This window comes from Pandoraea sp. XJJ-1 (genome assembly GCF_026802345.1).
Classification (GTDB): Bacteria; Pseudomonadota; Gammaproteobacteria; order Burkholderiales; family Burkholderiaceae; genus Pandoraea; species Pandoraea cepalis.
In genome coordinates this window covers 1,906,345-1,921,561 of record NZ_CP113827.1, presented here as the reverse complement: position 1 = coordinate 1,921,561, position 15,217 = coordinate 1,906,345, and the positions used below count along the sequence as shown (strand labels likewise).

Here is a 15,217-nt window from a genome sequence, read left to right as displayed (position 1 = left end):
GTCTCGTCATTAGGTTGGCCCGCCCGCCGGCCGAAAAAAGAAAAGCCCGTTTCGCTGTTCAGCAAAACGGGCTCGAAATCCATCTGTCTAGGCCTCGCTTTAGCTGTTTCGGGGAAGTTCCCCCACGTCCGCAAGCTGAATTCAAATCGACGTGAAAACGAGTGTAGCACGTTGCCGACGGGGAGGGAAAATCCCCGCCGCCCGCTGCGCCAGGGTCGGCTCAGAGGCCGAGCTGCGCCCCGCGCGGCTCGTTGTCGTCGCCGTCACCGGACTCCACCACCGGGGCCTTCGGCGCCTTGCGCTGCTGCTCCAGACGCGTCAGATACTCCGGCGTGACGTCACCGGTGATGTAGTTGCCGTCGAAGCACGAGGCGTCGAAGTCGGCCAGCGCCGGGTTGATGTCACGCACGGCCGCCTTCATGTCTTCGACGTCCTGATAGATCAGGGCGTCGGCGCCGATGATGCGCGCCACTTCCTGATCGCTGCGGTCATGTGCCACCAGCTCGCTACGCGTGGGCATGTCGATGCCGTACACGTTCGGGAACTTCACGGGCGGCGCGGCCGACGCGAAGATCACCTTGCGCGCGCCGGCGTCACGTGCCATCTGCACGATTTCCTGACTGGTCGTGCCGCGCACGATCGAATCGTCGACGATCAGCACGTTCTTGTCCTTGAACTCGACCCGCATGGCGTTGAGCTTCTGGCGCACCGACTTCTTGCGCATCGCCTGACCGGGCATGATGAAGGTACGGCCGACGTAGCGGTTCTTGAAGAAGCCTTCGCGATAATTCAGGCCCAGTCGCTTGGCGACCTGCATCGCGGCCGGACGACTGGAGTCCGGAATCGGCATGACGACGTCGATGTCCTGATAGTCGATCTCGCGCCGGATCTTCTCGGCGAGGTAGTCGCCCATGCGCAGGCGCGCATCGTAGACCGGCACGCCGTCGAGCACGGAATCCGGACGCGCCAGATACACGAGTTCGAAAATGCACGGATGCAACGAGGCGGCGACGGCGCACAACTGCGACGTCAGCTCACCGTCGTTGCTGATGAAGACCGCCTCGCCCGGCTTGACGTCGCGATCGAACACGAAGCCCATGCCCTCAAGCGCCACGGACTCCGACGCCACCATCCACTCCGTGCCGTTCGGGCCATCGAAGCGTCCGATGCAAAGGGGCCGAATGCCGTGCGGGTCGCGGAAGGCGAGCAGACCGAAACCGGAGATGATGGACACGATGGCGTACGAGCCGCGCAAACGACCATGCACCTTGCCCACCGCCTCGAACAGCGACCCGACGCTCAGGCCGCTGCGCGAGCTTTCCTGCAGCTCGTGCGCGAGCACGTTGAGCAGCACTTCGGAATCGGACGTGGTGTTGATGTGGCGGCGGTCGACACGGAACATCTCGTCCTTGAGCTGTTCCCAGTTCGTCAGGTTGCCGTTGTGGGCAAGCACGATGCCGTAGGGTGCATTCACGTAGAACGGCTGGGCTTGTGCGGCGCTCGACGAGCCGGCCGTCGGGTAGCGCACCTGGCCAATACCGACGTTGCCCGGCAAGTCGCGCATGTTGCGCGTGCGGAACACGTCGCGCACCATGCCGTTGCCCTTGTGCATGTAGAAGGACTGGCCATCCGTCGTCGCGATACCGGCGGCATCCTGGCCGCGGTGCTGCAGCAGCAGCAAACTATCGTAGATGAACTGGTTGACCGGGGATTTGGAAACTACACCGACGATGCCACACATGGCATGAATCCTTCAAAAAACATCGAAATCTGCAACTAACGGACCGTATTATCCGTCATTCGGAAACCTTGTGCAGGCCGGTCGACGGCGTGGCCGATCCGCCCGCCCCGCCTGCCCCGCCGCTGCGCATGCCCCACCCCTGCGATTGACCGAGCGCGCCTTGGCCGCTCAGGCCATCGCCCGTCAGCCCCGTGCCGAGGCTACCGCCGCTACCGCCGCGAAGGGCGCCACCGCCCATTGGGGCGGACGTCCCCGAGGTCTCCGCAGCGCCGGAAGTCCCCTCGGCGCGCTCACCGTCCGAATGGCGCGGCGAACCATGCCCGCCCTGCCCGCCCGTATCCGGCGTGCCACGATACGGCGCCAACTGCGGCAACGGAATCGGCGTTCCCAGCGGATTGACGCTCGGCACCGCCGCCTCGGGATTGTGCAGATAGTGCTGCACCGGTTCGGGCAGATACGGCATGAGCCGCGACAACCCCGCCTCGACCCACGGACGCACCAGCGACTGCTGCCACACCGGTTGTTGCGGCAATGACGTTAACTTGGCGGCGACCATCAACAACATCAAGAGCAACATGCCGCGCACGATGCCGAACATCATGCCCAATCCGCGATCGGCAGGACGCAACCCGATCAGATCGGTCATGCGCCCGACGAGCGCGCTGACGATACCGGCGCCAAAAACCACCGCGACCAGCACCAGCAGGAAGCCAAGGGCGCCTTGCGTCATCTCGCCGCCGGGCAGATCGGCGGGCAACCAATGCGCTAGCGCCGGGCCGAAGGCGCGCGCCACGAAGAACGCCACGACCCAGCCCACCAGATTGAACAACTCGCGCACCAGACCGCGCAACATGCCCAGCAGCATCGAGCCGAGCAGGATGGCAATGGCCCCGTAATCCACCACGGTCAGCAGACCGCCATGCACCGGATCGCTCAACTCAGCCTGCCTCGGCGACCTGCGCCGTCAGTCCGGCGTCGCGAATCTTCTTGCCCGCCGCTTCCGCACTCGCGCGATCGGCGAACGGTCCTGCGCGCAGCAGGTAAAGTTCACGGCCCCCCACCTTGCTCTTCACCATGTAGCTCGGCACATTCACGAGCTTGAGCTTGACGAGCCAGGCCTGCGCCCGGTCTTGCGTCGAAAATGCGCCAATGCGCACCTGGTACTTGCCGCTCGATGCCGCCGGCTTCTGCGCACTGTCGTGGCTATCCGCCGATTTGGCGGGTTTGGCCGTCGTGTTGTTCTGGGCGAACTGTGCAATGGGATCGGCGACGTTGTTGTTCGGCTGCGCCTTGGCTTGCGCCTTGGCCGTGTCGTGCGACTCCGGCTTCACGGCCGGCTTCACGTCCGCGTGCTGCTCGGGTTTCTTGACTTCCGGCTTGCTCTCCGGCTTCGCTTGCGCCACCGCCGGTTCCGGCACTGTGCTCGGCGCGGGGGTCATCGCGGCGGCAGGCGGCACGGCCGTCGGTGCCGGGGCGGGCGTCGAGACCGCCGGCTTGGCGGCGTTCGCGCCGGCCAGTGCATTGCTGTCGAGCGCGACTTCGCCCTTGTCGAGCGACGCGTCGGTCGGCAGCGTGGCTGCCTTCGGCTTCACGCGCACGGGCGGCGAGTTGGTGTCCTTTCCGGGAATCTGGATCGCGATGTCGTCAGCCGACGGTTTCGGCTCGGGGGCCAGCACCATCGGCAGAATGATGACGGCGGCGAGCACCAGCGCCAATGCCCCCACCAGACGGCGGCGCGCGCGTTGCTTCTCGGGCAGCAGCGGATCGAGTTGCTCGTGCTCGCTGTATTCGCCCGCTCCCGCCGCACGGGCGCCGGTTCGGCCGCTCCGGCGGCTACCGCGCTTGGGGGGAACGGCTTCGGCGTCTTTCTTGCGGAAGGAAAACAATCCCATAGGCCCTTGGCTCTGGTCGTAACTCGCGTCGTTGGACGGATGATGATCGCGCATCGGGGGCGAACCGCGCATGACATTTCTCGTAAGCAATTGTCACGGCCAACGTCCCGTCATGCCTTAATGGCGCTGTAATTTGCGGTGCGACATGACGCCGGACACCGTAAAGAACGATCCAAAAACCACAATTCTATCATTCTCCCCGCACTGCTCGAGCGCGGCGGCATAGGCTTTCTCGGGAGAGTCAAAGGTCTCGACCGAATGATCGGCATCCGGCGCGAACCCCACCGCCCGCAGACTCGCTTCCAGCTTCTGTGGACTCGCGGCACGTTCGGTCGGCAGCGCGCACAGGCGCCAGTGATCCACTTTGTCGACGAGATGCCGCAGCACCCCCTCGATATCCTTGTCGGCCATCGCCCCGAACACGGCGTATGTGTAAGGAAAGTAGCCCATGCCGTCGAGATTGTGGCCAAGCGCGGCAGCGGCGTGCGGGTTGTGCGCCACATCGAGCACCACGGCCGGACGCCCGGGGAGCACCTGGAACCGCCCCGGCAACTCGACCGACGAGAGCCCCAGCCGAATGTCCTGCGCCGACACCGGGAGCGTGTCGCGCATCGATTCGAGCGCGGCCAGCGCCGCCGACGCGTTGAGCAACTGGTTCGCGCCCCGCAAGGCTGGATACGCAAGCGACGGGCGGCGCATCTGGCGTCCGCCATAGCTCCACTGCTGCTTGTCGCCCTGATAGTTGAAATCGCGACCGAACAGCCACAGGTCCGCGCCAATGCGCTCCGCCTCGGCCAGCAACGAGGCCGGCGGCACGGGATCGCCACAGATCGCCGGCTTTCCCGTGCGGAAGATGCCCGCCTTCTCGATGGCAATCGCCTCGCGGGTGTCGCCGAGATACTGGGCGTGATCGATGTCGATGCTGGTCACGACGGCACAATCGGGGTCGATGATGTTCACCGCATCGAGACGCCCGCCCAGGCCGACTTCCAGAATCGCGGCATCGAGCCCGGCGGTGGCGAACAAGTGCATGATCGCCAGCGTGGTGAACTCGAAATACGTGAGCGAGACCGGCGTTTCGAAGCTCGTGCGTGCGGCCTCGACCGCCTCGAAATGCTTCAGCAGCGTCGCGTCGTCGACGTTCTCGCCATTCAGGCGGGCGCGTTCGTTGAACGAGATCAGATGCGGCGACGTGTGACAGCCCACGCGATAACCCGCCGAGAGCAGAATGGCTTCGATGATCGCGCAGGTCGATCCCTTGCCGTTGGTACCGCCCACCGTGAAGACGGGGCACGGGAATTGCAGTCCGAGCGCCTCTTTCACGCGACCAATGCGCGTGAGGCCCATATCGATGCCCACAGGGTGAGCGGTTTCCAGATGGGCGAGCCAGGCGTCGAGAGTGGAGTAGGTCGGCATGGATGGTCGGGCAGAAAAACAAAAACGCGGACGTCACGTAACGTCCGCGCTTTCTATCCTGCTGAGTGATGCGTTCAAGCGCCGCATGAGCGGCACGGCGTGGCGTTGCGACATTCTACGCCGTTGCACCGCCCTTTGGGGCACCGCGGCAGTGCGCGCGACGCCATCGCGCCCGTGAATTTTCCGTGCTCAGGCGACGGCGTCCGCCGGCTGGCATTGCATCAGGGCGATCAGGCGAGCAATCTCCTCACGCATCTTGCGACGGTCGACGATCATGTCGATCGCGCCCTTCTGCAGCAGGAACTCCGAACGCTGGAAGCCTTCCGGCAGTTTTTCACGCACGGTCTGCTCGATCACACGCGGGCCGGCAAAGCCGATCAGCGCCTTGGGTTCGGCGATCACCACATCGCCGAGGAAGGCGAAGCTGGCCGACACACCACCCATCGTCGGATCGGTCAGTACGGAAATGAACGGCAGCTTGGCATTGGCCAGCTTGGTGAGCATGGCCGTGGTCTTGGCCATCTGCATGAGCGAGAGCAGGCTTTCCTGCATGCGCGCACCGCCCGAAGCGGTCACGCAGACGAACGGCACCCCCTGCTCCAGCGCGTTCTGCGCGCCACGCACGAAGCGCTCGCCGACCACCGACCCCATCGAGCCGCCCATGAAGGCGAACTCGAAGCAGGCGACCACGACCGGCAGCGTATGGATCGCGCCGCCCATGACCACCATTGCGTCGGTCTCGCCGGTGTCGTCCATCGCTTCCTTGATGCGGTCCGGGTACTTGCGGCTGTCCTTGAACTTCAGCGCGTCGACCGGCACGATCTCCTGGCCCAGTTCGTAACGGCCTTCCGGATCGAGCAGCGCGTCGAGACGTGCACGGGCACCGATACGCATGTGGTGATCGCACTTCGGGCAAACGTGCAGATTCGCTTCCACGTCGTTGCGATACAGCACCGCCTCACACGACGGGCACTTGATCCACAGCCCTTCCGGGATGCTCTTGTTGCGCTGCGTCGGATCGGTTTGCTTGATCTTCGGGGGCAGCAGCTTATCGAGCCAGCTCATAGTTTCTCCTTGGCAAACGCCCGCACCAGGCGGGGCGGGCGTTTCTGGCGACCGTGCAACACGGCCGTGTCAATTCAGCGTTTCACCGGGCGGTTCGACGAATCGACCCCGCGAACAAACGCCGCAAATCTACGCCGATTTGGCGCCCTCGTCGAGCGCCTGGCGAATACCGCCGATGAATTCAGCGAGCGATTTTACCGCGTTATGGCCTTCCAGATCACGCGGCGTGTTTTCCAGGCGCTGAACGATGGCGCTGCCGATGACCACGGCGTCGGCTACGCTCGCGATGGCGCGCGCCGTCGCGGCGTCGCGAATACCGAAGCCCACCCCCACGGGCAGGGGTGCAACGGCCTTGATTTCAGGAATCTTCGCGGCCACGCTTTCCAGATCCAGGCTCGCCGCCCCCGTCACGCCCTTGAGCGAGACGTAATAGAGATAACCGCTGGCCTGACGCGCCACAGCGGCAATCCGCGCTTCGGTCGAGGTCGGTGCGAGCAGGAAGATCGGATCGATGCCATGCGCACGCACGGCCCCGGCGTAGGTCTCGGCTTCCTCCGGCGGATAGTCGACGACCAGCACGCCGTCGACACCGGCCTTGGCGGCCCGCTCGGCGAAGGTGTCGAGACCCATCGCCTCGATCGGATTGGCATAGCCCATGAGCACGACCGGCGTGCGGTCGTTGGTCTGACGGAACACCGCCACGTAGCCGAGCACCTCCGCCAGGCTCACGCCGCGGGCCAGCGCACGCTCGGAGGCGCGTTGAATCACCGGGCCGTCGGCCATCGGGTCGGAGAACGGCACGCCGAGTTCGATGACGTCGGCGCCGTTGTCGGCCAGCGCATGCATCAGCTTCACCGTCCAGCCCGGTTCGGGATCGCCGGCGGTGATGAACGGGATGAGGCCCTTTTTACCCTGCGCTTGCAAGGCTTGGAACGTCGCTTGAATGCGGGACATGATCGGAAAGTCTCTGAAGTCTTTGGTGGGCGAGCGCGTGGTAATGCGCGTTCAGCTCGAAGCCGACGAAACGCCGGCCGTGCAACGCGCATGCCACGGCCGTCGTGCCGCTGCCCATGAACGGGTCGAGCACGAGACCGCCGGGCGGGCAACTGGCCAGCACCATGCGCTCGATGATATGCAGCGGTTTCTGCGTCGGATGATCGACGCGTTCGGGGTCTTGCCGGTGCAATCGCGAGATCGACCACAGATCCTTGGGGTTGTAACCCAGTTCCAGCCACTTGCTGCCCTCGAAGATACGGCGCGAGCGCGCCTTCTTCGTCGCGGCGTCGTACGGCACCCGCACCGCATCGAGGTCGAAGTAGTAATCCTTCGAGACCGCGAAAAAGCCGACGTTGTCGTGTACCGACGAGAACCGCCGGGTGCTGCCGCCCATGCTGGGCACGCGGCGATCCCAAATGATCTCGTTGATCATCAGCATGCGCCGCTTCAGGAACACGAACAGCTCGGGGGCGTACTGCCACGTACAGAACAGGTACAGCGAGCCGCGCGGCGCGAGCTTCGGTATCGCCGCTTCGAGCCAGCCATATGTCCAGTCGAGGAAATCCTCGCCGGAGCGCTTGTCGGAGTCGTTGCCGTAATCCTTGCCGAGCCCGTAAGGCGGGTCGGCCAGGATCAGATCGACGCTGCCGTCGTCCAGCTCGTGCAAGTGCTCCAGGAAGTCGGCATGACGCAAGGTGATGTCGCCCGGCGCCCAACGCGCACGCAGCTCGCCGGCCGCTTCCCTGGCCTCGAGACGCGCGGCGGCAGCTTCGGTGGCGTCCATGGGGCGCTCGGCCCCGAGGACGTCAAGTGGCGCCTTGCGATCAGTCAGATCGGTCATGCTGGTTCGGGTGTCCTTGATGGATCTTGGAATCTGAGGATTTTAGGATCTGCCATCGATGGCGTCTCGCGACGCCGCCGATCTCGCTTATGTCGCTTATGTCGCCTATGTCGCCTATGCCCCGCCCGACGCCGGCCTGGGCAGCGCCATCACGGTGTGCATGTCCTTGTCGCCGCGCCCCGAGAGATTGACCAGCACGATCTGATCGCTCGGCAGCGTCGGCGCCAGCTTGCACGCATAAGCCAGCGCGTGGCTCGACTCCAGCGCCGGAATGATGCCTTCGATCCGGCAGCAGTCATGAAACGCGCGCAGCGCCTCGGTATCGGTCACGCCCACGTACTCGGCACGCTTGATGTCATGCAGCCACGCGTGCTCCGGGCCCACCCCCGGGTAGTCCAGGCCTGCCGAGATCGAATGCGTTTCGGTGATTTGACCGTTGGCGTCCTGCAGCAGATAGGTGCGGTTGCCATGGAGCACGCCGGGCGTGCCACCGATGATCGACGCCGCATGACGGCCGGTCTCGATGCCGTCGCCCGCCGCTTCCACGCCCACCAGCTTGACGTCCGGCACATCGATATACGGGTAGAAAATACCCATGGCGTTCGAGCCGCCACCGACGCAGGCGAGCACATAATCCGGCTGACGGCCGGCCAGCTCGGGCATCTGCACCTTGCACTCCTCGCCGATCACACTCTGGAAATCGCGCACGAGCATCGGATACGGATGCGGCCCGGCCACGGTGCCGATGATGTAAAACGTGCTCTCGACGTTGGTCACCCAGTCGCGCATGGCTTCGTTGAGCGCGTCCTTGAGGGTCTTCGAGCCCGACTCCACCGGCACGACGGTCGCGCCCAACAGTTGCATGCGATAGACGTTGGCCGCCTGACGCTTGACGTCTTCCGAGCCCATGTAGACCACACACTCCATGCCGAAGCGCGCGGCAATGGTCGCCGTTGCCACGCCATGCTGACCGGCGCCGGTCTCCGCAATCACGCGGCGTTTGCCCATGCGACGCGCGAGCAGCGCCTGCCCGATCACGTTGTTCACCTTGTGCGCGCCGGTGTGATTCAGGTCTTCGCGCTTGAGGTACACCTGTGCGCCGCCCAGTTCCTGGCTCCAGCGCTTGGCGTGATAGATCGGCGACGGGCGCCCGACGTAGTGCTTCAGTTCGTAATGAAATTCTTCGAGGAAGGCCGGATCGTGCTGATACTTCGCATAGGCCTCGCGCAACTCGTCGAGCGCGTGAATCAGCGTCTCGGCCACAAAGACACCGCCGTACGGACCGAAATGGCCGCGGGCGTCAGGGAAATCGTACATGGTTGTCACTCTTCGCAGTACCGGCGCGCGGCTCAGGCGGGCGTTCCGGCGGGTTGCTCATTCGGCGTCGGCGGCACGCACTGCGTGCACGAACGCCGTCATGCGGGCGTGATCCTTCACGCCACGCGACGCCTCTACACCGCTCGACACGTCGACGGCGTAAGGCGTCACCCGGCCGATGGCTTCAGCAACGTTGTGTGCGTTCAAGCCACCACTCAAAACGGCCCGACGCGCGATGTCTTTTGGAATAAGTGACCAATCGAAAACCTTTCCCCCACCGCCGTAGCCTTCGACCAGGGCATCGAGCAAGATGCCTTGCGCAGCGGTGTATGCATTGGCGAATTGTAGCAAATCGCCACTGTCTTTCGTCTCCGGGCCGATACGCATGGCGCGCATGTAAGGACGATTGCCCGCCGCGGCGGCCAACACCGCGCATTGCGCCGGCGTTTCGTCGCCATGGAACTGCAGCGTGGTCAGCGGCACAGCCTCGACCGTCCGGGCAATCTCGTCGGCCGTCGCGTTCACGAACAGGCCGACCAGACTCACATACGGCGGCACCCGGCGGGCCAGCTCGGCCGCACGCGCCAGATCCACGTAGCGCGGGCTCGGCGGGTAAAAGACGAGACCGATGGCGTCGGCGCCCAGCGCCACCGCGTGATCGATGTCGGCCGGCTGCGACAGGCCGCAGATCTTGATTCGGGTACGGGATTTCATGAACTTGCCCACGGCATCGGGAACGGCCACGCCGCCCAGTTGGGCTCGGGGACCGCGAAACGCTCAGGATACCCCACCCGCGCCAGATACAGCCCGTCCGGCATGAACGTCGGTGCCGCCTGACGACGGTCGAGACTCGCGAGCACATCCGTCATCCAGCTCGCCGGCTGGCGGCCTCGGCCCACGGCGACCAGACAGCCCATGATATTTCGCACCATGTGATGCAGGAACGCGCTCGCCCGGAAGCGGAACACAAAGAAGTGCCCATGCTGCTCGATGTCGATGGCATACAGATGTTTCACCGGCGTCTTGGCCTGACACTCGGACGAGCGGAACGCCGAGAAGTCGTGCTCGCCGACCAGCACTCGACTCGCGGCGCGCATGGCGTCGATATCGAGCGGCGTGTGCAGCCAGCCGCATCGGCCCTCGAGCAACGGTGAGCGCACGGGATGCACGTACAGCACATAGAAATACGTGCGCTCGAAGGCGGTAAATCGGGCGTGGAAATCGTCCGGCATGGCCTGCGCCCATTGCACCGCAACCGTCTTGGGCAGAAACGCGTTGACGCCGCGCACCCACGAGAACATGGCGCGGTCCAGGTCGGTGTCGAAATGTGCCACCTGACCGATGCCGTGCACACCGGTATCGGTGCGGCCCGCGACGGTCGTGGGCAGCGCAACGCCGCCGAAGTCCCGCAACGCGGCTTCGAGCGTCTGTTGCACGGTGTTGCCATGCGGCTGCGATTGCCAGCCGGAGAACGCCGTGCCGTCGTAATGGATGCCCAGTGCGATTCGCATATGAAAAAGAAAAATGGGCGCTCAACCTACGAGCGCCCCAAACTACGGTCAATCTGTGGTGGCTTCGTCAGCCTGTCGTGGCGTCAACTTCTCGGCGTCACTTGCCAAGCTCGGCGAGCCGTGTGCGGGCGACGGACTGCTGCGCGGCGTCGCCACCGGCAATCACCTCTTCGAGCAGTTCGCGTGCGCCTTCGTCGTCACCGATGGTCTGATACGCAGTGGCCAGCTCCAGCTTCGTATGGAATTCATCCGGCACGCCCGGCTCGACGGACGCAGCGGCGACGGGTGACGCCGGCACGGCGGGCACCGGCGCAACCGTTTGCGGCACTTGCGGCGCCGCAGGTTCGGCCGCATACGGCGTTTCCGGGGCCGGTGCATGCAGCACCTCGTGCTCGATCAGGGCTTCCGTTCCGATGTCGGTTGCCAGCGTCGGCGCGCTCACGAACGCCGGGCTCGCCTGCGCGTCGTCGCCCTTCAGATCGAGGCTGAAGTCCGATAGATCGAACGACAACGGCTTGAGCGAGGGTGCCTCGTGCGCGGTGTCCGTATAGCTGCGCGACGCGACCGGCGAGTGGCTGGCCTGCTGCATCGCGGCGTCGAAGTCGGCATCGCTCAGTTCGCCGTCCGGCTCGTCGAACGCCTCCTCGTCCGCGCTCGCATGCGAGCGCAGCGGATCGTCCATCGGCGCCATCTTGAACTGCACCGAACCCATCCCCTTCGAGAGCGACGGCAAGGCATCGCTCGAAATCGTGCCCACATGCGCCGCCTGTCCCGGGATCGCCAGATCCAGATCGCCCAGCATGCCGGCTACGCTGCCGTCGAGCGAAGCGTCGGCGGGCTCGGCCGGCGCGGAAATGTTTGACTCAGGCGCAGGCACCGACGTAGCGGCAGCACCGCCGACAGCGGCGGCGGCACCCAGCGCTTCCAGCGCCGACAACGTGGCAGCCGCCGAGTCGCCATGGGCGGCGGGCGCCTCGTGGGCGTCCCCGGCAGCCTTGCCAGCTTCCTCGGCAAACGCAGCACCCCAATCGATTTCCGGCTCGCTGGCGGCTTCGGCCGGCGTTTCCTGCGCAGGGGCCGCCGCATCGCCCACGAGCGGCTCAGCCACCGCTTCAGACGACGCCACGGAGGCCGACGCCACCGGCAATACATCGTGACCTTCGCCGGTTTCGTCGACGGACTCGTCGTTCAAGGGCACTGGCTCAGCGTTCCACGCATCGGGTCCACCGGCGTCGTCCACCGCGGACTCGTGCTGAATCGCGTGAACGGCGGCAACGCCTTCGTCCGACGCCGACCAGGCATCGTCGGCCGCTGGCTGCCGCGCTTCGGCTTGCGCTTGATTGGCCGCGTACAGTGCCGCGGCGCCTGCGGCACCCGCAGCCGCCACCACACCCGCCGTGGCCATGCCGTCCGACGCCGACGCAGCACCCGGTGCACCGTCATGCGGCTCATCGTGGCCCTCGTGGCCCACGTGGTCTTCGGGCATATCACGCCCGTCGTCATACGGCCCGGGCTGCCCCACCGATGCCGCCGCGCGACGGCGACGCAACAGTGCCCACAGACCGAGCAGCACCACCAGCGCGCCAGCGCCCGGCAGCACATAAGGATTCTGGCTCACGACACGCCAATTCATCGCGCCATTCGGCGCCGACTTCGCTGGCGCAACCGCGGCGCTGGCTGCCGCCGTCGCGGCGACATCGCTTGCGGGTACTGCCACCGCAGCCGCCGCCTCCGATGCCGCCGTGCCCGCCGATGCGGCGGAGGCAGCCACCGCGGCCTCGGCCACGGCAGCCTCAGAAGCGACGCCCTTCGCAGCCGCACTGTCAGCGCGCGCAGCGGCGTCGGTTTCGTTCGTGCCATTGCCGTTGGCGGTATTCGGTGCCGTCTTGGCCGCTGCCGCCGCGGCCGTCGTCGTGCTGGCGGCCGGTTTCGCCGTCTTTTCCTGCGCAGTCGCCCCGGAAGCGGTGGCGGCCTGCTGCTCCAGGTTGGCGACGGCCTGATTCTTCATCGCCAACAACTTCTGGAGATCTGCAACGTTCTTCTGCAACTCGTTCACCCTGCCCTGAGCCTCCGCCTGCGCCTTGCCCTGGGCGATTTGTGCTTCTTCGCTGCCGCCGGTTCGACCGGCCGTGCCGCCCGCCCCTCCCTTACCGGGTCGCGACAGCTTCAATTCATCGCGTGTCGCGGGCGTGGCAGCTTCCGGTGCCTTGCCCGCTTCGATCGCGCCCTGTGCACTGCGGCCACCGGCCGGTGCTGCCTGCTGCGCCGTCGATTCGGCCAGCCGCGCGCGATACGCGTCGAACTGTTCCCGTGCAGCCGACACGAACTTGCGTGCTTGCGCGGGTGGAATACCTTGCACCTGTGCGTCGGACGGACGCGTGAGCGTCGCCCCCTGACGCAGCCGATTCGGATCGTCGCCGATGAACGCCGAGCGGTTTGCCTCGAACAGCGCGCTCATCATTTGCGCCAGCGTCACCCCGCCTTCGCCGCCCGTGAATTCACGGGCAATCGACGACAGCGATTCGCCATGCCCCACCTTGCGCTCACCCCCAACGCCGACGGTAGACGCCTTGCCCGGCTGGGCAGATGTCGCGGACGCGGAGGTGGACAAGGGGGACGGGGGCGACGCCGCGGGCGGGGTCTGACTCGCCGCCGCTGCGGGCACGACGGCCTGGGCCTGGGCCGCGCTCGCTTCCGGGATGGCGGACAGCGTCACGGCATTGGACTGACGGCCGGTGCGCCACTCGAGCACCAGCAACAGGTCGAGGAACGACGTGCTGACCGGCTCGGCCGAATCGACATGCACGAGATACGTGCCGCTGTAACCGGGCGCGCGTCCGGCCGTCGGCGAGACCGACACGGAAAGCTTCTCGAGCGTGGGGTCGTAGCGCAGACCGGCCTGCTTGAAGGCGTCGCGCGGCGCGAGCTTCACCGACAATCCGTCGGCTTCCGCCTGCGACACGTTGCCCAGCACGATGACAGCACGCAATGGCTGGCCCGGGCCCGAGCGCACCTGCTGCGGGCCGAACTCCGCCGCACCGGCGTTGAGCAGCCCGAGGCTCCACAAGACGGCCGCTGCCGCGCTCAGGCGGAACGAATTACGGGACGAGTTTGCACGCTTGCCGATCGAGTATTTCCGCACTGTGTCTTGTCAGGCCTGTCAGTCGTTTGTCACTGGCCGCCCCGGCTACAAGGGGTGCCTCCCAAAGCGCGGACGGCGGCCTCGCGGGCCGCCGTTCTTCACGCCTTACCGATGCGCTGCGACGCTCAAGCGTCGAGCAGGATGCGCAGCATGCGGCGCAGCGGTTCCGCCGCGCCCCACAACAGTTGATCGCCGACCGTGAATGCCGACAGGTACTCCGGCCCCATCGACATCTTGCGCAGGCGACCGACCGGAATCGTCATCGTGCCGGTCACCGCCGCAGGCGTCAAATCGGTCATCGACGCTTCACGCGTGTTCGGCACCACCTTCACCCAGTCATTCGCCTGGCCGATGATGTCCGTCAGCTCGTCTAACGGCACATCTTTCGTCAACTTGATGGTCAGCGCCTGGCTGTGGCAACGCATCGCACCGATGCGCACGCACAGACCGTCCACCGGAATGGCGCGGGTGTTCGGGAAACCGTCGCCCAGCCCCAGGATCTTGTTGGTCTCGGCGCCGCCCTTCCACTCTTCCTTCGACTGACCGTTGCCCAGATCCTTGTCGATCCAGGGAATCAGGTTGCCGCCCAGCGGCACGCCGAATTGCTTGGTCTCGTCGGCCGTGAGCGCGTGCTGCTTCGCGAGCACCTTGCGGTCGATCTCGAGAATGGCCGAGTGCGGATCGTCCAGCAGCGCCTTGACTTCGGCGTTGATGCTACCGAACTGCGTGAGCAACTCGCGCATGTGCTGTGCGCCGCCGCCCGATGCCGCTTGATACGTCATCGACGTGAGCCAGTCGACCAGACCATGCTGGAACAGACCGCCCAGCCCCATCAGCATGCAGCTCACCGTGCAGTTGCCGCCGACGAAGTTCTTGGTGCCCTTGCTGAGCGAGTGCTTGATCACGTCGAGGTTGACCGGATCGAGAACGATGATCGCATCGTCCTTCATGCGCAGCGTCGAGGCCGCGTCGATCCAATAGCCGCTCCAGCCCGCCGCGCGCAGCTTCGGGAAGATCTCGGTCGTGTAATCACCGCCCTGGCAGGTAATGATGATGTCGCACTTTTTCAGCTCGTTGACATCATTGGCGTCTTTCAGCGAAGTCTCGTTCTTCGCCATCGACGGGGCTTTTCCGCCCGCGTTGCTGGTGCTGAAAAACACCGGCTCGATCAAGGCGAAGTCGTTCTCCTGTTGCATGCGCTGCATCAGAACCGAACCGACCATGCCCCGCCAACCTACCAGACCTACGGTTTTCATTTATCCACTCTCTTATCGTTGCAATTGCGCCGAGGGGCGT

Annotated in this window: 12 protein-coding genes; all 12 read right to left on the bottom strand. The window is 65.5% G+C overall.

The window, feature by feature from the left end:
• Positions 1–220: 220 nt before the first annotated feature.
• The 12 genes from purF to asd all read right to left on the bottom strand — a co-directional run bounded on the left by purF (position 221) and on the right by asd (position 15,177).
• Positions 221–1,741, bottom strand: coding sequence for an amidophosphoribosyltransferase (gene purF, locus OYT13_RS08775; RefSeq protein ID WP_017234689.1), 1,521 nt, complete (start codon positions 1,739–1,741; stop codon positions 221–223).
• A gap of 55 nt (positions 1,742–1,796) precedes the next feature.
• Positions 1,797–2,678: a CvpA family protein gene (locus OYT13_RS08770; RefSeq protein WP_261938759.1), complete on the bottom strand. Its 882-nt coding sequence runs from the start codon at positions 2,676–2,678 to the stop codon at positions 1,797–1,799.
• Between the two features lies 1 nt (position 2,679).
• Positions 2,680–3,705, bottom strand: coding sequence for an SPOR domain-containing protein (locus tag OYT13_RS08765; RefSeq protein WP_268567598.1), 1,026 nt, complete (start codon positions 3,703–3,705; stop codon positions 2,680–2,682).
• Positions 3,706–3,750: 45 nt separating this feature from the next.
• Positions 3,751–5,049: a bifunctional tetrahydrofolate synthase/dihydrofolate synthase gene (gene folC / locus OYT13_RS08760; RefSeq protein WP_268567597.1), complete on the bottom strand. Its 1,299-nt coding sequence runs from the start codon at positions 5,047–5,049 to the stop codon at positions 3,751–3,753.
• Positions 5,050–5,238: 189 nt separating this feature from the next.
• A complete protein-coding gene (gene accD / locus OYT13_RS08755; protein ID WP_017234685.1) occupies positions 5,239–6,114 on the bottom strand; it encodes an acetyl-CoA carboxylase, carboxyltransferase subunit beta in 876 nt (291 codons plus the stop codon).
• Between the two features lie 129 nt (positions 6,115–6,243).
• Positions 6,244–7,068 (bottom strand): tryptophan synthase subunit alpha, encoded by an 825-nt coding sequence (gene trpA / locus OYT13_RS08750; protein WP_017234684.1) that lies wholly within the window; start codon positions 7,066–7,068, stop codon positions 6,244–6,246.
• The gene (locus OYT13_RS08745) at positions 7,022–7,894 is read right to left on the bottom strand and encodes a DNA-methyltransferase (protein ID WP_051060234.1); all 873 of its coding nucleotides are present in this window, start codon (positions 7,892–7,894) and stop codon (positions 7,022–7,024) included. Before OYT13_RS08745 ends, trpA begins: the two co-directional genes overlap by 47 nt.
• Before the next feature lie 171 nt (positions 7,895–8,065).
• Complete coding sequence (trpB, locus tag OYT13_RS08740; RefSeq protein WP_017234682.1) at positions 8,066–9,268, bottom strand: tryptophan synthase subunit beta; 1,203 nt, start codon at positions 9,266–9,268, stop codon at positions 8,066–8,068.
• Positions 9,269–9,325: 57 nt separating this feature from the next.
• Positions 9,326–9,982 carry a phosphoribosylanthranilate isomerase gene (locus OYT13_RS08735; protein WP_039830481.1) on the bottom strand — a complete coding sequence of 219 codons (657 nt, stop codon included), beginning with the start codon at positions 9,980–9,982 and terminating at the stop codon, positions 9,326–9,328.
• Positions 9,979–10,779 carry a tRNA pseudouridine(38-40) synthase TruA gene (truA, locus tag OYT13_RS08730; RefSeq protein WP_017234680.1) on the bottom strand — a complete coding sequence of 267 codons (801 nt, stop codon included), beginning with the start codon at positions 10,777–10,779 and terminating at the stop codon, positions 9,979–9,981. Before truA ends, OYT13_RS08735 begins: the two co-directional genes overlap by 4 nt.
• A 97-nt stretch (positions 10,780–10,876) precedes the next feature.
• A complete protein-coding gene (locus OYT13_RS08725; protein WP_268567596.1) occupies positions 10,877–13,921 on the bottom strand; it encodes a FimV/HubP family polar landmark protein in 3,045 nt (1,014 codons plus the stop codon).
• Positions 13,922–14,046: 125 nt separating this feature from the next.
• The gene (asd, locus tag OYT13_RS08720) at positions 14,047–15,177 is read right to left on the bottom strand and encodes an aspartate-semialdehyde dehydrogenase (RefSeq protein WP_083902239.1); all 1,131 of its coding nucleotides are present in this window, start codon (positions 15,175–15,177) and stop codon (positions 14,047–14,049) included.
• Positions 15,178–15,217: the final 40 nt, after the last annotated feature.